The following is a 17,177-nucleotide window of genomic DNA, read 5'->3' on the forward strand; positions in this document are numbered from 1 at the left end:
GGTGGAGGAGCTGAAAAACGTGAAGGGCATCGGTGATGCGGTACTGAACAAATTGAAGGCGGAGGCGACGGTTTCTCCTGCCGCGCCTAAGGCCGCACAGCCTGCCGTGAAAAAATAAGCCTGACGGTTAACTGCCGTATGCCGCCCCGAGGCTGAACCGTTTGCCGGTTCGGGCCGACGGGCGGCTTTGTATGGGGGGCAGGAATGAGAGCTTGGACAAAGCGGGGCTTTACATTGGGTAAAGGGATAAACGGATAGCCTCTTGTTGGATGGGGATATAAAAGATAAAGGGAATAAAGATATGTACTCAAATGCATTTGACGGAAAACGGAATAGGGCAACTGTGCAGAGGGGCTACTCCTTGATACAGCTGTTGGTGGTGATGCTGCTGGCTTCGATATTGGCGACGGCGGCATTTACGGCCTATCGGGAATCGGTCCGCTCGGCCAACCTGCGTGCGGCGCATGCCGCCCTGCTGGAAAATGCGCGCTTTATGGAGCAATTCTATACGAAAAAGGGCAGCTTTAAGCTGACGTCGACGAAGTGGCCGGAGCTGCCGGTCAAGGAGGCGGGCGGTTTCTGCATTCGGATGAACGGTCAGGCTAAGGGGATCCTGGAAGGGAAGTTTACTTTGAAGGCGGTGGCGTTGGACAGGGAGGCGGAGCCGAGGGTATTGCGCTTGAACGAGTCGCTGACGGCGGTGGTGTGCGGGAAGATGAAGGGGAAGGGCAGCTGTACGGACGGCGAGGAGATATTTAGGGGCAATGATGCGGAGTGTAAACCATTTGGCGCATAGGGTGGTCGTCTGAAGGGATAAAAAAAAGGGCAAAAGAAAAAGGACGTGGGGGGCGCGTTCTGGGAGAGGGGAGTTTAATTGTTCCGGCTAACACAACCAACCTCAGTTAGCTAAGAAAGGAGATGAAATATTTAGTCTTGTCAGATTGGTACACTATCAATTTTCAGACGGCCCTTTGTTATAATCTTCTCTTTACCTGAACATAAAACAGGCCGTCTTATGGAAGTCATTCAATATCCCAATTCTCCGTTTAAACTCCACCAACCCTTCCCACCCGCCGGCGACCAGCCCACCGCCATTGCCGGCCTGCTCGAAGGGCTTTCAGACGGCCTTGCCTATCAAACCCTGCTCGGCGTAACCGGTTCGGGCAAAACCTACACCATGGCGAACGTCATCGCCCAAAGTGGCCGCCCCGCCATCATCATGGCGCACAACAAAACCCTCGCCGCCCAGCTTTATGCCGAAATGCGCGAATTTTTCCCCGAAAACGCGGTGGAATATTTCGTCTCCTACTACGACTATTACCAGCCCGAAGCCTATGTGCCCAGCCGCGACTTGTTCATCGAAAAAGACAGTGCGATCAACGAACACATCGAGCAAATGCGCCTTTCCGCCACCAAAAACCTGATGACGCGCGACGACGTGATTATCGTCGCCACCGTGTCTGCCATTTACGGTATCGGCGACCCGACCGAATATCAACAAATGGTGTTGTCTGTTAAAGAAGGCGACACCATCGAGCAACGCGACATCATCGCCACGCTCGTTTCCATGCAGTACGAACGCGGCGACTTGGATTTCAAACGCGGCAGCTTCCGTGTGCGAGGCGACGTGATTGACGTGTACCCTGCTGAAAGCTCCGAAAACGCCTTGCGCATCAGCCTGTTTGACGACGAAATCGACCGCCTCGATATGTTCGACCCGCTTTCGGGTAGCCTTATTCAACGCGTCGGCCGCTATACGGTCTTCCCGTCCAGCCACTACGTTACCCCCCGCGACACCGTATTGCGCGCCTGCGAGTCTATCAAAGAAGAACTGCGCGAACGCATCGAATTTTTCGCCCGCGAACAACGCCCCGTCGAACAACAACGCATCGAACAGCGCACCCGCTTCGACCTCGAAATGCTCTACGAAATGGGCTTCTGCAAAGGCATCGAAAACTATTCCCGCCACTTCTCCGGCAAAAAAGAAGGCGAACCGCCGCCCACGCTGATGGACTACCTGCCCGACAACGCCATCATGTTCATCGACGAAAGCCACGTTACCGTCACCCAAATCGGCGGCATGTACAAAGGCGACGCATCGCGCAAGCAAAACCTCGTCGACTACGGCTTCCGCCTGCCTTCCGCCCGTGACAACCGCCCGCTCAAATTCCACGAATTTGAAAAAGTCATGCCGCAAACCATCTTCGTTTCCGCCACCCCCGCCAAATACGAAGAAGAACACGCCGGACAAGTGGTCGAACAAGTCGTCCGCCCCACAGGGCTGGTCGATCCCCAAATCATCATCCGCCCCGTCGCTACACAAGTCGATGACTTAATGAGCGAAATCAACGACCGCATCCAAAAAGGCGAACGCGTACTCGTTACCACCCTCACCAAACGCATGGCGGAGCAGCTCACCGACTATTACAGCGAACTCGGCATCAAAGTGCGCTACTTACACAGCGACATCGACACCGTAGAGCGCGTTGAAATCATTAGAGATTTGCGGCTCGGATTGTTCGATGTACTCGTCGGCATCAACCTCTTGCGTGAAGGCTTGGACATCCCCGAAGTCTCCCTCGTCGCCATCCTCGACGCCGACAAAGAAGGCTTCCTGCGCTCCCACCGCAGCCTGATTCAAACCATAGGTCGTGCCGCGCGTAACGTGAACGGCGTCGCCATCCTGTACGCCGACAAAATCACCGACTCCATGAAAGCCGCCATCGACGAAACCGAACGCCGCCGCGAAAAACAGATTAAATTCAACGAAGAACACGGCATCGTGCCGCAGCAGATTAAAAAACAAGTCAAAGACATCATCGACGGCGTGTACCACGAAGAAGACGGCGGCAAAGGCCGTAGACAAGGCAAAAACAAGGTTAAAGTCGGCGAAATCCACAACGAAGAAGACGCGATTAAAGAAATCGCTAAACTGGAAAAAGCCATGCAGCAGGCAGCTAGGGATTTGCAGTTTGAAGAGGCTGCTGTATTGAGGGATAGGATTCGGGGGATTAAAGAGAATTTATTATTTTAGGGTGTAAAAAAATGATTAAGATGAAAGATGTTTATGAGTCAATTTGTTGTAAATCTATCAGAAAGATAATGTATATATCAGATAGTTTTGTAGCTATTTCAGGAACGGGATTTATTATTAAATTTCAGGAAAAATTTTATTTTTGCTGTTTATATCATTGCATGTCTAATGAGGGAAAATTTGAAAAAAATAAATTGGATGGGTTAAGTATTTTATATAAAACATATCTTGAAATAGATCCCAAAACTATATCTGAATCTAATGTAGCTAATTATGTACTTTTTCCTAATTTTGAGCAATTTACAAAAGAGTTTTGTAGTTCAAAAATTGATGATGATTTAATGCTTGATGAGGAATTTATACCTATTGAGATTATTGGGGAAAATAAACTTATACCATGCGGATATTTGGATTTTGATAACAAATATTGGCGTAAATATTTGTTTTCAGAAAAAGAACCAATAGAAGATGAAATTCTTTTAGTATGTGGATTCCCTTTTTCAGATAATGAAATAGATTATACTGATGATGGTAAGATTAAAAAAGTATCGCATCAAGTGCATATATATGCTGGTAAATGTAAAAAAGACGATGTAGGCTTTTTTGTTGAAAAAGAAGATAAAAATGTTTTATTTGATTGTAATGGTGTTAGTGGTGGAATTGTGATGAGAATGATAGATGGACACAGTGAGTGGGTTGGAATTGCTGTTAGGGCAAATAATGACATCATTCGTTTTATTCCTTATTATCTCGTAGCAAAATCAATAATCAAGAATATCTTAGATAGAAATAAACAAGTGTAGGTTGGATAATTGTATCCGATAAAGCCGTTAGCATTTCTGTCATTGCAATCTATTGCCACCCTCCAAAAAATATTGAATTTGAGCAAGCCGTAGCCTTCATCTCCACCAAACGCGTGCGTAGTTTCGCTACTCACCCTACTACGGGTGGCACAAACTTTAAAATCGGGGTGTAGGGTGTGTGCGGTACGCACGCACGCGTTTTTTGCTGTTCAAACCATTGTTTCAAACTTTCAGACAACCTCAAATGTCGTCTGAAAACTTTTAGAATAAAGGCCGTCTGAAATCCAGTTTTCAGACGGCCTTATTTTTCTTAATTCAAAGTGTTAGCAGTCAAACTCTGCAATCACCGGTGCGTGGTCGCTGGGGCGTTCTTGGGCGCGGGTTTCTAGGTCGACGGTGACGTCGGTAAGGGTAGCGGCGAGTTCGGGGCTGCTGAGGATGTGGTCGATGCGCAGGCCGAGTTTGCGTTGGAACATGGCGCCGCGGTAGTCGAACCATGTGTAGAACGCGCCTTCGGGGTGGATTTTGCGTAGGCTGTCGGTCAGGCCGAGGTCGAGCAGGTTTTTAAACCATTGTCTTTCGATGGAGGAACAATGGATTTTTTCGTACCATTTTTCGGGGTCGTAGCAGTCGGCATCAGCCGGGGCGATGTTGAAGTCGCCGAGCAGGACGAGTTTGGGGTGTGCGGCCATTTCGGTGCGGACGAACTCGGTCAATGCGGCAAACCATTGTTCTTTATATTGGAATTTTGGGCTGTCCAGGGCTTCGCCGTTGACGCAATAGACGTTGATGACGCGCACGCCGTTGATGGTGGCGGCGATGACGCGGCGTTGCGGATCATCGGGGAGGGAGGGCAGGCCACAATGTACGTCTTGCGGCTCTTGGCGGCTGATGATGGCGACGCCGTTGTAGGTTTTTTGGCCGCTCCAGACGCAGTGCCAGCCCATCATTTGCAGGGCGGCAGCCGGGAATTTGTCTTGGTCGAGTTTGAGTTCTTGTAAGGCGAGTATGTCGGCTTGGTGGTCGGCCAGCCAGTTTTGTACTTGGGGCAGGCGGACGTTGAGGGAATTGACGTTCCAAGTGGCGATTTTCATGATGTTTCCGTGTGTGCTGTTGGGGGAAAAGGCGGCGGATTGCGCCTGTAGGAATGAGCGGTATTGTATAGCGGATTGGTTTATTTTTCGATATGGGCTGAAAGTGGCAGGCCGTCTGAAAGTTGATGTTTCAGACGGCCTTGATGTTGTGATGTGGAATAATTTGTTTATTCTGCTTGGTCTTTGAGCGTGCGCAGGGTATTGAGGATGGTGGTGGCTTCTTCGGAGATGATGCGGTATTCGATGATGCGGTGGTAGCGCGTGAAATCGATGATGCCTTCGGTGAGCAGGCGTGCGAGGTGGTTGGCGATGCCGGTCGGTGAGGAGTCGAGCGCCTGTGCCAGTTCGGTAATGCTGCGGTCGCCGTCAAGCAGTAGAAAAAGGATGGCCATGCGTTCAGGGTTGGCAATCAGTTTGAGAATGGTAGAGAGACGCTTGATTTCCATATTATTGTTCCTTTTGTCTGTTATATGAATGCTTGATTTGGGTTAAATTTGGATGATTGTAGTTTTTATTAAGATTAACCTTATAATTCAAACTCTTACCTTGCAGTGTACACGGTTTTGTAAAATTTGAGGGCATTGTTTTGCAATTTTTTTGTTTATTTTCGATATTTTGCTTCGGTTGCGAAACTGGATTGAAAAGAGACGAAAAGGCCGTCTGAAATATTCCGTTGCAGATGATTTTGCTGACGGATATTTCAGACGGCCTTTGATTTGGCTTTAAGTTGTTTTTTCTTTTATGTTTGTTTGGAATCAGCCGATTGATTGTTTTTAAACAAACAACTAGGTTTTATGATTATATGCTGAGTGCTACACGCCAAGGGCTTGTCAGACGCTTGGACGTGTTGTCGAAATGCGACTACTTTTTCTTCCAGCCTGCGGTCATGGCGAAGGTGATGGGGTCGTAGTATTTCGGCAGCTTGGACGGAATGCCGACATCGTTACGGTACACGACGCGGTAGCGGTCGGCGAACCAGTTTGGAACGATGGTGTATTGGTGGCGGATCAGTCGGTCGAGCGCGCGCGAGGTGGTTTGCAGCTCTTTGCGGTTGGTAAAGCTGTTGAAATGGGTCAGCAGTTTTTCAACCGCGGGATGACAGACGCCGGACAGGTTGCGGCTGCCTTCGGTTTTGGCGGCGGCGCAGCTGAAGTAGTCGTATTGCTCGTTGCCGGGGCTTTCGCTGTTGCCGTAGTAGCCGGTGGTTACGTCAAAATCGAAGTCGTTCATGCGTTTTTGGTACACGGCGGAATCGGCGGTGCGCACGTTCATGGTAATGCCGATTTTGGCGAGGTCGCGCTGCCATTTGGCGGTAATACGTTCGTAGTTTTTGCTTGGGGCGAGGAATTCAAAGGTCAGCGGTTTGCCTTGTTTGTCGACTGCTTTGCCGTTTTTATATTGGTAGCCGCCTTTTTCAAGCAGGGCGCGTGCTTTGAGCAGGTTCGGGCGCACGCCCAGTTTGGGGTCGGTAACCGGTGGCATAGGGACGTCTTGATCCAATACGCCCTCGGGCAGCTTGGTACCCAATGATTTGAGCAATGCGGTTTCTGCACGGTCGGGCTTGCCGGTTGCGGCCATGGTGCTGTTGGTGAAGAAGCTGTCGGTGCGGCGGTATGCGCCGTAGAAGATGCGGCTGTTGACGCTTTCGTAGTCGAAGCTTTCAATCAAGGCGCGGCGGACGTAAATATTGTCCAAGGGCTTGTGGCGCATATTGATGACGAAACCTTGCATGCCGGCGGTGCTGTTTTGTACCCATTCGTGTTTGGACAGATTGCGTTTTTTGAGGACTTCGTCGGAGTAGGCGCGCGCCCAGTTGCGGGCGACGTTTTCTTGTACGAAGTCATATTGGCCGCCTTTTAACCCTTCGATGCGGACAACTTCGTCTTTGACGTATTTGATGCGGATGTGGTCGTAATTGTAACGGCCTTTGCGCACGGGCAGATTTTGCGCCCAGTAGTTTTTGTCGCGGACAAACTCGCTGATGCGGCCGTTTTCGGCTTTGGCAAAACGGTAGGGGCCGGAGCCAATGGGCAGGCTGTTGGGCGCGGCGGCCAAGCCTTTGGGATAGCTTTTATGCGAGAAGACGGGCAGGCTGCCGAGAATCATGTGCAATTCTGAGTTGCGCTGCTTGAAGCGGAACACGACGGTGCGATCGTTGGGCGTTTCCACTTTGGCCACGTCGCTCCAGTAGAAGTGGTACATGGGGGCGGCGGCTTTGTCTTTGGTCAGGATGTTAAATGAAGCGGCAACGTCTTTCGCCAAAACGGGGTCGCCGTTGTGGAATTTGGCTTTGGGGTTGATTTTGAAGGTAACGGAAAGGCCGTCCGGCGCCAGGGCGATGTCTTCGGCAATCAGGCCGTAAACGGCATAAGGTTCGTCCATGCTTTGCTCGGTCAGGGTGTCGAGCGTCAGCATGCTGATGCCGTATTCGTGGTTGCCTTTGAGGGTAAAGGGGTTGAGCGTGTCAAAAGCACCGAGGAAAGGCGTGGTAAACGTGCCGCCTTTGGGGGCGTTGGGATTGACGTATTCGAAAGCGGTGAAGTTGGCCGGATATTTGGGTGGTTGGCCAAGGCCTACGCCGTGGGCGGCAAAGGCGGCAGATGGAATCAAACCGAGCAGAGAGAGTAGGGCTGGTGTTTTCATCTATTTTTCCTTGTAGGTTGAATATTGTATTCAGTAGTGTGCCGATTATAGCAAAGGCCGTCTGAAACTTGATATTTTTGGTTTCAGACGGCGTCAGGTTTAAGAGGATTGTTTTTTCGTATGGGCGCCGAACTCGGCAAGCGTCATGTTCAAGGTTTCCAAGCAGGGCTGCATGATGTGGTCAACCGTTTGATTGACCTTGTCTTTATTAAGCGTTTGCGGACGGTAGACGAAGAGTTTGAACAGCTCTGCCAAGTCGATGGACTCCGCACCCATTTTCAAGACCCAGCCCTGACGGCCGGAATAGACATATCCGTGCCGCGCCAGTTTTTCCAAAAGCTCGCCCAATTCGTCAAAGCCCATATTGATATGCCGTCTGAACTCCTGCACCGGCAATGCCTTGCCGTTTTGTTGGGCAGAATCGAGCAGCAGCAGGATTTTCAATACATCGTCAAAGCGGCCGCGCACATCCAGACTGCGGCGGAACGCTTCGCCGCGCCAGTAGGACAGGGACGAGGTCAAAACCGCGCCACCCAATACCAGCGTCCATAATAGGTTGAGCCACAACAGGAAAAACGGTACCGCGGCAAATGCGCCGTAAATCGATTTGTAGCCGTCAAAGTTGCCCATGTACCAAGTGAACAAAAAGCGTGCCGTTTCCAAGCAAAACGCCGTTACAGCCGCGCCGACCAAAGCATGGCTGGCAGGCACGAAACGGTTGGGCACAAAGCGGTATAAGCCCCACAGCAGTACCGTAATAAATGAAACCGCGGTTATGACCCTCAGCCATTCCGAGCCGCCCACTACTTGCACCTGACCGATTATGACTGACAGGCCCACGCCCAAAGACAAAGGCCCAAACGTCAGCAACGCCCAATACACCAAAAACTGCATCATCCAAGGCCGTTGCGAATTGACGCGCCAAATCCGGTTGAACGCATTGTCTATCGTCCGAATCAGCATCAGCGAGGTTACGACCAACATCACACTACCGATCGCCGTCAGCTTGGTGGCCTTATCGCGGAACGCATTGATGTAGTCGAACACCATATCCGCGCCCTGCGGAACGATGGTGCGGTTGATAAAAGAGATAAATTCCCCCGACCATTGGTCGAAAACGGGGAAGGCCGAAGCGATGACGACCATCACCGTCAACACGGGCACCAAAGCCAAAAGCGTTGTAAACGTCATGCTTGCCGCCACCTGCGGCACGCGCTCCTCATCAAAACGGCGCACGACAAACCAAGCGAACGCCACGCCTTTACTCTTTAAAAAACCTTGCCACCATTGCGAAAACGGCATAACCTTTTCCCACTTTTAAATTGAAATTTCTTCTTTTCAGACGGCCTGAGTATTTAAAAGGCCGTCTGAAACCTGACAGCATTGTAACGGAAACCCCAAATGAACCCAAATCCTCTGAAAATCCTCGTCCTCTTTTATTCCCAAAACGGCAGCACGCGCAACCTTGCCCGCCAAATCGCACGCGGTATCGAAAGCGTGGACGGTTGCGAAGCCGTGTTGCGTACCGTTCCCAAAGTTTCCACCGTTTGCGAAGCCGTTGAAAAAGCCATTCCCGACGAAGGCGCGCCATACGCGACTGCCGACGACCTCAAAAACTGCGCCGGCCTTGCGCTCGGCAGCCCGACACGTTTCGGCAATATGGCCGCCGCAATGAAATACTTTATCGACGGCACCATTCCCCTTTGGCTCGGTGCAGAACTCGTTGGCAAACCTGCCACCGTATTCACCAGTACATCTTCTCTGCACGGCGGCCAAGAAAGCACCTTGCTGACCATGATGCTGCCCCTGCTGCACCACGGCATGGTCATCAGCGGCATTCCCTATACCGAGTCCGCGCTCAGCAATACCCAAAGCGGTGGCACGCCTTACGGTGCAAGCCATGTTTCCGGCCACGACAGCAAGACGGCATTGACTGCCGAAGAAAACGATATTGCCTTTGCGCAAGGTAAACGTTTGGCAGAATTGGCACGAAAATTGGCAGATTGATTACCTTGTAATAAAAAGATTAAGGCTGTCTGAAAACCTGATGATATGGGTTTCAGACGGCCTTTTTAGTTAATTGGTACTAGATTGAAAATAAATATTTTGAATTAAACGAACTACTTAGGAAATAGTGATTAGAATATAGTTTCATCGGACTACATCTTTTTGATAGAATCTGCGACCAAATTGTAAAGATAAGCTAATTGGAGAGGCTATGTCACTACCTGTATTTCCCTATGGCAAATTAAGCTTTGCCGTCAGTCTGGCGCTGTGTTCGGCGTATTCTTTCGCAACCGAAGTAGAAAATACCCAGCCGCAAGAGCGTGTCGATTTACCGACAGTTACCGTCCAAGGTGTCGGTAAACAGACTACTTCCAACTACACCATTCCCGCTTCCTCCGCCGCGACAGGTATCCGCCTGACCCAGCGCGAAACGCCGCAGTCCCTGTCTGTCGTCACTGAAAAACAAATGGACGACCAAGGTTTGGATACCTTGCAGGACGTGTTGAAACAAACACCGGGCGTGTTCCACAGCAAAATGGGCAACAACGTATCCGGCCACAGCCAATTTATTTCGCGCAGTCAGGCGATTGACAGCATTTCCGTGGACGGCGCGCCCAAATTCCTTTACGACTACAAAGCCATCCGCCGCGGCACCAACAATCTGGACAGCGCATTGTATGACCAAGTCGTCGTCGTGCGCGGCGCAAGCGGTTTGTCCAACGGCGGTATGGGCGAGCCGGGCGGTACGGTTGCTTTGGAACGTAAAAAACCGACTGCCAAGCCTGCCATCAGCGTGGAAGCCGGTGTCGGTTCGTGGAACCACTACCGCTTCGTCCTTGATGCCAATCAGCCTTTGAATGCAGACAATACCTTGCGCGGCCGCGCTATTTTGGTCAGCGACCACGGCGGCGATTACCTGCCGAACACTTCGCGCCATAATCACACTTTCTACGGTACTTTGTCTTACGATATCACGCCGCAAACCCAATGGCGTCTTGGTACGGAAATACACCGTTTCCGCAATACCGGCAGCTCTCCTTTCAGTTATCTGACCGTGGCAGGAAACCGCAAAGACGGATTCAAGCCGTTTGAATCTTCACCGCGCAACAATTCATCTGCACGCTGGGCATACGGCAAAGACAACAGCGCCGAAGTATTCACTTCCCTCAGCCATGAGTTTGCCAACGGCTGGAGGCTGACGGGCGATTACAGCTATCTGACAGGTAAAAGCGACATCCTTTCAGGTATCGCCGGTGCATTCGTAATCAAACCCGACTACTCTGCGCTTTTCACTTCAGATCGCGACCGCAGCAAATACCGCGACCAAGATTTTTCCCTGATTTTGGACGGTGATTATCCGGCGCTGGGCCGTTCGCATGAATTTAATGCAGGCATCAGCTATCAGGGCAACCGAGAAAACCTGTCTTTCTATCAGGAAGGCGAATCGATTATTCCTGATTTGCGCCAATTTGACGGCAATGTTGCGCAGCCCGATATGCCGTATTTGCGCGACGGTTTTACCGATATGAAAAACCTGTCGGTTTATGGCTCGACCCGTTTCAAACTGACCGACAAGCTTGCCTTTATCGGCGGCGGACGTTTTGTAGATTGGCGGTACCGTTACAGCACTGACCGTAACAAATTCGCTTACAGCAGCCACAAACAAAAAGTTTTCATTCCTTATTTGGGTGTAACTTATGATCTAGACGACAACCTGACTGCCTACGCGTCCTACACCACCATCTTCCGCCCACAAGTGCGCAACCTGACCAAAGACGGCGTGGCGCTCGAACCGCAACGCGGCAAAACCTACGAGACCGGTTTGAAAGCCTCATGGTTTGACGGTCGTCTGAATGCTTCCGCGTCCGTCTTTATGAACAAACGCGATCATGTGGGTGTTAAAGCAGGAGAATTTCCGAACGGCGAAGAATACTTCCGCGCGGTCAATAAAACTACGACCAAAGGCGGCGAGCTTGCCATTGGCGGACGCTTGAACGACAGATGGTTGCTTAATGCTTCTTATGCACATTCCAAAATCAAAGACAGCGAAGGCAACCAATTGCATGCGTCTTATCCTGTTCATTTGTTCAAGCTCTTCACTGCGTATGACATAACCGACCGTTTGAACTTAGGTGCAAACGTCAACTGGCAAAGCCTCACTCATACGCTGGATGATGGATATCCCGAAAATATCAATCCGGCTGCCGCTGCCGCACTGACCCAACGCCCATACGCTACGCTGGACTTGACCGCGCATTACAAAATCGGCAAATCCACCCGCATCGGTTTGGACTTTGAAAACGTGTTCAACAAACGCTACCGCCCCATGCCGGATATTCACGTTTACGGCACGCCGCGTAGTGTGACTGCAACGGTTAAACATACGTTCTAATTGAAAAGAAAAGTAGGACAGGCCGTCTGAAAACCTAAATTATCGGGTTTTCAGACGGCCTTTTGTTTATATCTTAAACTTGCAAAAACCGTCTGTTTGTTTTATAAATATAAACCATTATTATTCAAATAATAAGGTTATGTAATGAAAAAGAAAGCGATTGCCTGTGTAATAGGGGCGGTTTTTTCCGGACAGTTATATGCGGCTCAGATGCCGGTGGCTCAGGCAGAAATAGAGCCTGTGGTGGTCACGGCTGACCGCAATGCGCAAACCTTGGATAAAGCCGCGCCGAATGTGTCGGTTATCGGACGCAAAACCTTGAATCAAGCCTCGGCGCAGAATTTGGACGATATCGTGATGTATGAATCCGGCGTCAGCGTGCCGTCAGACAACAACCGCCGCGGTCATGCCGGTATCAATATCCGAGGCATAGACGGCAACCGCATTCTGATGATGGTGGACGGCGTGCGCATTCCCGAATCTTATGCAGGCGGCGGCTCCAACGGCGCGATTTCGGGACGTGATATGGTCGAAAGCGACACGCTCAAGCAGGTTGATATTGTCAAAGGCCCTTATTCCGCGCTGTACGGCAGCGACGCGCTCGGCGGCGTGGTGAACATGGTGACGCTTTCTCCGAGTGATTTCGTCGATGCGGGCAAACGCGGGCATTTCGGTTTGAAACACGGCTACCGCAGTCGCGACCGCAGCCATGGCGTGACGGCGACTGTGGCAGGTTTCCATGAAAACGCTGAAGGTCTGCTGATGCTGACGCGCCGTCAAGGTCATGAAACCGAAAACATGGGCAGCGATACCAGCTACTCGACTGCGCGTACTGCCACCAATCCACAGAAAAACAATGCCTACAATATTTTGGCGAAAGGCAATATCGGCAACGAACGCCACCGTTTTGAAACTTTGTACGAACAGTATTACCACGCCAACGACACCGTGTTGGCAAACGGCTTGGGTTCGCAATCGCGCGGGCCGGTAACCATCGCAACATCCGAGAGCAATGCTCGCGACCGTATCCGCCGTCAACGTATCGAAGCGGGCTACCGCTACGCTGGCGAAGGCCGTCTGAAAGAAGCCAACCTGACTGCCTATCAGCAAAAACTGCGTACGGAAGACGATGCCGTCGATGCGAGTATTACGCGTATGGGCGCGCGCCAATTAGGTAACTCGACCCGTTATTCCGACTACGGTTTCAATCAGACCATACGCGGGCTGAACGGGCGTAGTGTGTGGGAATTTGACGGTGCGGTCAAACAAACCGTCGTTGCCGGCACAGAATACAAACACACCGAGACCGCCCGTCCGCGCGACAGCCTGACAGTGGACAATCTGACCGGCGCCGTCAGCAAAGTTTATGCAGGCAGCACCTATCCGAATAAAACTTTCCCCGACAGTAAGCGCAAAACGTTCAGTGTTTACGTACAAGACAGCCTGACCTTCGGCAACGGCATCGTCCTGACCCCGGCCTTGCGTTACGAAAAAGACAAGCTGAACACGTCGACCGACCAAGCCTATCTCAACGCAAATCCCGGCGGAACGGCGACGCGCTTTAGCGATTCCGCGTTTACGCCCAGCCTGCGCCTGAGCGTGCCTATGGGTGAGCAGTTCACCGGTTTCGCTACTTATTCACAAGGCTTCCGTACGCCGCCGTTTGACAGCGCGACCATGGCGTTTGCCAATACGACCTACGGCTATGCCGTCATTCCCAATGCCAACCTCAAATCCGAGCGCTCCAACAGCTTTGAATTGGGGATGAAGTTCAAAAACGAACGCGCCCGTGCGCAAGTCACCGCGTTCTACAACCGTTACCGCAACTTCATCAACCGCACTGAAATCGGTACCTCCACCGTTGGCAGACGCCCGATTATCCAGTACCAATATCAAAACCTTGATCACGTCAAAACCTACGGTGCCGAAGCTTCTGCCGCCTACAAATTCCTGCCGGGCTGGCAAGTCTCCGGTAGCATCGCTTGGATGCGCGGTGAGCAGCAGGACGGCAAACCGTTGGATTCCGCTTATCCGCTCAACGGCGTTTTGGGTTTGGATTACACGCAGGAAAAATGGGGTGTCGGCACCAAGCTGCGCTGGTCGAAAAAACACAGCCGCGTCAGCAGCGACACTGTTTTCCAAGCGCCGGGTTATGGCGTATGGGATGTCGGCGCGTGGTACAAGCCGTTTAAAAACCTCGAAATTGGCGCAAACATCTACAACGTCGGCAACAAAAAATACTGGCAGCACGCAGACGTTGCCGGCATGAGCCGTACCAGTGTGATGGACTTGTACACTGAAAGCGGCCGCAATTTCGCCGCAACCGTACAACTGAAGTTCTAATGTGATTCAACCGTTTTCAGACGGCCTGAGAAAGCGAGCAGGCCGTCTGAAAGCATTCGACAAGGAAAAACAATGAAACTCAAACTCCTCCTGCTTTCCGCGCTTATTTCGTTGGCTGGCACTGCACACGCGCAACGCATCGTCGTGTTGACACCCGATACGGCAGACATCGTTGCCGCGCTCGGCGCATTGGACGAAATCGTCGGCCGCGATCAGACCGTTCAAAATCCGGCGTTGAAAAACAAGCCCAGTATCGGCATTCATCGCCGCCTGACGGTTGAACCGATTGTGGCTGCCAAACCCGACATCGCCATCGGTTCATGGATGGCGCAGCCTGCCGATATTTTTGCCCACCTGCAAAAAGCAGGCATTAAAGCCGTCAATGTTGCACCCGATGACAGCATCGCCGCCTATCCGCAAAGTATCCGCAACATCGGCCAGCTTATCGGCAAAAGCGCGCAGGCGGACAAGTTGGCCAGTAAGTGGCAGGCGGATATGAAACAGCAGCCTTCCAGCGGCAAACGCTACCTCTTCAGCTACGACGGGCGCATCGTATCGGGCAAGAATACTGCCGCCGACGAAATCATCCGCCGCGCCGGCGGTATCAATGCCGCAGCCGCCATTGACGGCCTCAAACCGATGACGCGTGAGGCATGGATTGCGGCCAAACCCGACATCATCATTATTGCCGACCACAACACCGCCATGATAGGCAACGTCAAAACCTTTGCCGCACGCCCCGAAATCGCCGGCTCGCCTGCCGCGAAAAACGGCAAGATTTATTTGTGGAAGGCCAACGATATGTTCCGTTACGGGCTGGATACGCCGCAAGTGATTCAGCGTTTGCACGGTTTGGCGAAATAAACGCGCCTGTTTTGAAAACCCTGCCCGATTTTTGTTTTCAGACGACCTTGATTTGTTCCTTCTTGTTGAGGAGGCAAAACGGCTGTCTTAAAAATGCCGTCTGAAACTGTCCTTCAATCCGCTTGAACCGCATGATGTCATGAAACCGCATACCCTTATCCTCTGCCTGCTGCTTACTGCCGCCGCCGTTTATTTGTGCTGCGGCATCGGTTTTGGTGCGTGGGAGTCGCCGTTGGCGATGGATGAAACCGTCCGCCAAATCCGGTTACCGCGCATCTATACCGCACTTTTGGTTGGAGCCGGTTTATCTGCTTCGGGGGCGGCATTGCAGGCTTTATTTGAGAACCCGCTGGCCGATCCCAGTTTGATCGGGACGTCGGGTGGGGCGGCCTTGGGTGTGATTGTGTTATTGGCTTTGGGTGGCGGTGCGATGGGTGTGCCGGTGGCGGCTTTTCTCGGGGCATTGGGTGTGTGCCTGCTGATTTTGGCAGTGCACAAGCTGCTCGGCGGCGGTACTTTGGGATTGCTGGTGTTGGGGTTTGTGTTGAGCGCGTTTTCGGGCGCGGTGGTCAGCATGATTTTGTTTTTGTCTGACGATTTGGTATTGCGCAGCGCGACCACATGGCTGTCGGGCAGCCTTGCCGAAGCCGGTTTCTCATCGCCTGTCGCGGCAATTGCGGTCATGTTGCCCGGTTTTCTGATTTTGCTGTCGGCAGGCAGGCAGCTGGATGTTTTGATGACGGGGGAAGACACGGCTGCCAGTATGGGGGTGTCGGTCGGGACATTGCGTGTACAAACCGTAATCGGCGCGGCATTGATGACGGGGGCGGCGGTGTCGCTTTCGGGCATCATCGGTTTTCTCGGCATGATGATCCCCAATGTGCTGGCGCAAACCGTCGGTGGTAGCCGCCGCAAACTGATTGCGCTGTCGGCTTGGTTGGGCGCAGTGTTTTTGATGGTGGTGGACGGAGCGGCGCGCTGGCTGACATACCCTGTCGATCTGCCGGTCGGTATCGTGATTGCCTTATTGGGCGGACCATTTTTTATGTATTTGTTTATCAAGCCGTTGAAAAGCCGTTAATGCCTAAACAGGCCGTCTGAAACTTCATTGCCCCATATCTTTTGCCATGCACACCTTATTTCAAATCTGTAATCTTTCCGTCCGCGTCCAAGACAAAACCCTGCTTGAAATTGATCAACTGGATATACCTTCGGGCATGACCGTCATTATCGGCCCGAATGGTGCAGGCAAATCTACTTTGCTGCGGGCCTTAATCGGGCAAACAGGGCAGGGGGGAATCATGCTTTTCGGTGAGGCCGTTGCGCCGCAAATCCGCACGGGCAGGGTGGCATGGGTCGGGCAGCATGGCCGTTACAATATGCCGATGACCGTACGCGAATACATTGCGTTGGCGTCATTCGTACAAAAAGGCCGTCTGAACCATGAATGGGCGGACGAGTTGCTCGATTATTTTGATTTGACGGCATTGGCGGATAAGCGCATCGGCAAGCTCTCAGGCGGTGAACAGCAACGCGCCAACATCATCCGCGCCCTGTTGCAAAACGCGCCGGTCTTGCTTTTGGACGAACCGTGCAACCATCTCGATATCCGCCACCAACACCGCCTGATGCAGTATTTGGTCGGGCATTCAAACCGTGCCTCATCAATAATGGTATTGCACGATTTGAACCTCGCCGCGCGTTATGCGGAACATATTATTTTGATGAATGAGGGAAAAGTCGTTGCATCAGGCAAGGTGGGAGAAGTGATGCATCCCGACTTGCTTGAATCGGTTTACGGTTGGCAGATACGCCGTTGCGAAGATGAGGCAGGGTTTTATTTCAGAAGCTGAGCGCCAACAGGCCGTCTGAAAAACGATAAATAAAATTTATTTTATCGTTCAAAAATAAAACGAGATGGGAGGATGTTCCCGACTTGAAGAACCAAATTTTGCGCATTTCACAAGTAAAATGCCGATTTTCATCAAATAGAAATA

General features: G+C 51.7%; 13 protein-coding genes and 1 pseudogene. 10 read left to right on the top strand and 4 right to left on the bottom strand.

Annotated elements, in window-relative coordinates:
- The 4 genes and pseudogenes from ACTHTU_RS04405 to ACTHTU_RS04420 all read left to right on the top strand — a co-directional run.
- A pseudogene (locus ACTHTU_RS04405) lies at positions 1-118 on the top strand (ComEA family DNA-binding protein); the annotation flags it as partial.
- Between the two features lie 183 nt (positions 119-301).
- A complete protein-coding gene (locus ACTHTU_RS04410) occupies positions 302-796 on the top strand; it encodes a type IV pilin protein (RefSeq protein WP_440361977.1) in 495 nt (164 codons plus the stop codon).
- A 219-nt stretch (positions 797-1,015) separates the two neighbouring features.
- The gene (gene uvrB / locus ACTHTU_RS04415; protein WP_440361872.1) at positions 1,016-3,034 is read left to right on the top strand and encodes an excinuclease ABC subunit UvrB; all 2,019 of its coding nucleotides are present in this window, start codon (positions 1,016-1,018) and stop codon (positions 3,032-3,034) included.
- An 11-nt stretch (positions 3,035-3,045) separates the two neighbouring features.
- Positions 3,046-3,837 (top strand): hypothetical protein, encoded by a 792-nt coding sequence (locus ACTHTU_RS04420; RefSeq protein WP_315092700.1) that lies wholly within the window; start codon positions 3,046-3,048, stop codon positions 3,835-3,837.
- 323 nt (positions 3,838-4,160) lie between these two features.
- Here the strand turns inward: ACTHTU_RS04420 and xth are convergent, their stop codons facing one another.
- From xth to ACTHTU_RS04440, 4 genes are all read right to left on the bottom strand, one after another.
- Positions 4,161-4,931 carry an exodeoxyribonuclease III gene (gene xth, locus ACTHTU_RS04425; protein WP_440361873.1) on the bottom strand — a complete coding sequence of 257 codons (771 nt, stop codon included), beginning with the start codon at positions 4,929-4,931 and terminating at the stop codon, positions 4,161-4,163.
- Positions 4,932-5,098: 167 nt separating this feature from the next.
- Complete coding sequence (locus ACTHTU_RS04430) at positions 5,099-5,377, bottom strand: ArsR/SmtB family transcription factor (protein WP_440361874.1); 279 nt, start codon at positions 5,375-5,377, stop codon at positions 5,099-5,101.
- A 415-nt stretch (positions 5,378-5,792) separates the two neighbouring features.
- Positions 5,793-7,574: an extracellular solute-binding protein gene (locus ACTHTU_RS04435; protein WP_440361875.1), complete on the bottom strand. Its 1,782-nt coding sequence runs from the start codon at positions 7,572-7,574 to the stop codon at positions 5,793-5,795.
- 99 nt (positions 7,575-7,673) lie between these two features.
- Positions 7,674-8,876 (bottom strand): YihY family inner membrane protein, encoded by a 1,203-nt coding sequence (locus ACTHTU_RS04440; RefSeq protein WP_440361876.1) that lies wholly within the window; start codon positions 8,874-8,876, stop codon positions 7,674-7,676.
- Positions 8,877-8,975: 99 nt separating this feature from the next.
- On the opposite strand from ACTHTU_RS04440, the gene wrbA reads away from it, so the two are divergent.
- The 6 genes from wrbA (at position 8,976) to ACTHTU_RS04470 (ending at position 17,033) form a co-directional block, all read left to right on the top strand.
- Positions 8,976-9,581 (top strand): NAD(P)H:quinone oxidoreductase, encoded by a 606-nt coding sequence (gene wrbA, locus ACTHTU_RS04445; protein ID WP_440361877.1) that lies wholly within the window; start codon positions 8,976-8,978, stop codon positions 9,579-9,581.
- 211 nt (positions 9,582-9,792) lie between these two features.
- Positions 9,793-11,973 carry a TonB-dependent siderophore receptor gene (locus ACTHTU_RS04450; protein WP_440361878.1) on the top strand — a complete coding sequence of 727 codons (2,181 nt, stop codon included), beginning with the start codon at positions 9,793-9,795 and terminating at the stop codon, positions 11,971-11,973.
- Positions 11,974-12,117: 144 nt separating this feature from the next.
- Entirely contained in the window at positions 12,118-14,316 is a 2,199-nt protein-coding gene (locus ACTHTU_RS04455) for a TonB-dependent hemoglobin/transferrin/lactoferrin family receptor (RefSeq protein WP_440361879.1), read from the top strand.
- 72 nt (positions 14,317-14,388) lie between these two features.
- A complete protein-coding gene (locus tag ACTHTU_RS04460; protein ID WP_036490880.1) occupies positions 14,389-15,180 on the top strand; it encodes a heme/hemin ABC transporter substrate-binding protein in 792 nt (263 codons plus the stop codon).
- Positions 15,181-15,319: 139 nt separating this feature from the next.
- Positions 15,320-16,261 (top strand): FecCD family ABC transporter permease, encoded by a 942-nt coding sequence (locus tag ACTHTU_RS04465; protein ID WP_440361880.1) that lies wholly within the window; start codon positions 15,320-15,322, stop codon positions 16,259-16,261.
- A gap of 46 nt (positions 16,262-16,307) precedes the next feature.
- Positions 16,308-17,033 carry an ABC transporter ATP-binding protein gene (locus tag ACTHTU_RS04470; RefSeq protein WP_440361881.1) on the top strand — a complete coding sequence of 242 codons (726 nt, stop codon included), beginning with the start codon at positions 16,308-16,310 and terminating at the stop codon, positions 17,031-17,033.
- Positions 17,034-17,177 lie beyond the last annotated feature (144 nt).

Origin of the sequence: Neisseria sp. P0020.S005 (genome assembly GCF_051957055.1) — a bacterium.
GTDB classification, from domain to species: Bacteria; Pseudomonadota; Gammaproteobacteria; order Burkholderiales; family Neisseriaceae; genus Neisseria; species Neisseria subflava_A.

What these genes read in the sequence shown, in the direction of transcription:
- ACTHTU_RS04410 (WP_440361977.1), top strand. Translation starts at nt 302, where the DNA reads ATGTACTCAAATGCATTTGACGGAAAACGGAATAGGGCAACTGTGCAG.
- uvrB (WP_440361872.1), top strand. Translation starts at nt 1,016, where the DNA reads ATGGAAGTCATTCAATATCCCAATTCTCCGTTTAAACTCCACCAACCC.
- ACTHTU_RS04420 (WP_315092700.1), top strand. Translation starts at nt 3,046, where the DNA reads ATGATTAAGATGAAAGATGTTTATGAGTCAATTTGTTGTAAATCTATC.
- xth (WP_440361873.1), bottom strand. Translation starts at nt 4,931, where the DNA reads ATGAAAATCGCCACTTGGAACGTCAATTCCCTCAACGTCCGCCTGCCC.
- ACTHTU_RS04430 (WP_440361874.1), bottom strand. Translation starts at nt 5,377, where the DNA reads ATGGAAATCAAGCGTCTCTCTACCATTCTCAAACTGATTGCCAACCCT.
- ACTHTU_RS04435 (WP_440361875.1), bottom strand. Translation starts at nt 7,574, where the DNA reads ATGAAAACACCAGCCCTACTCTCTCTGCTCGGTTTGATTCCATCTGCC.
- ACTHTU_RS04440 (WP_440361876.1), bottom strand. Translation starts at nt 8,876, where the DNA reads ATGCCGTTTTCGCAATGGTGGCAAGGTTTTTTAAAGAGTAAAGGCGTG.
- wrbA (WP_440361877.1), top strand. Translation starts at nt 8,976, where the DNA reads ATGAACCCAAATCCTCTGAAAATCCTCGTCCTCTTTTATTCCCAAAAC.
- ACTHTU_RS04450 (WP_440361878.1), top strand. Translation starts at nt 9,793, where the DNA reads ATGTCACTACCTGTATTTCCCTATGGCAAATTAAGCTTTGCCGTCAGT.
- ACTHTU_RS04455 (WP_440361879.1), top strand. Translation starts at nt 12,118, where the DNA reads ATGAAAAAGAAAGCGATTGCCTGTGTAATAGGGGCGGTTTTTTCCGGA.
- ACTHTU_RS04460 (WP_036490880.1), top strand. Translation starts at nt 14,389, where the DNA reads ATGAAACTCAAACTCCTCCTGCTTTCCGCGCTTATTTCGTTGGCTGGC.
- ACTHTU_RS04465 (WP_440361880.1), top strand. Translation starts at nt 15,320, where the DNA reads ATGAAACCGCATACCCTTATCCTCTGCCTGCTGCTTACTGCCGCCGCC.
- ACTHTU_RS04470 (WP_440361881.1), top strand. Translation starts at nt 16,308, where the DNA reads ATGCACACCTTATTTCAAATCTGTAATCTTTCCGTCCGCGTCCAAGAC.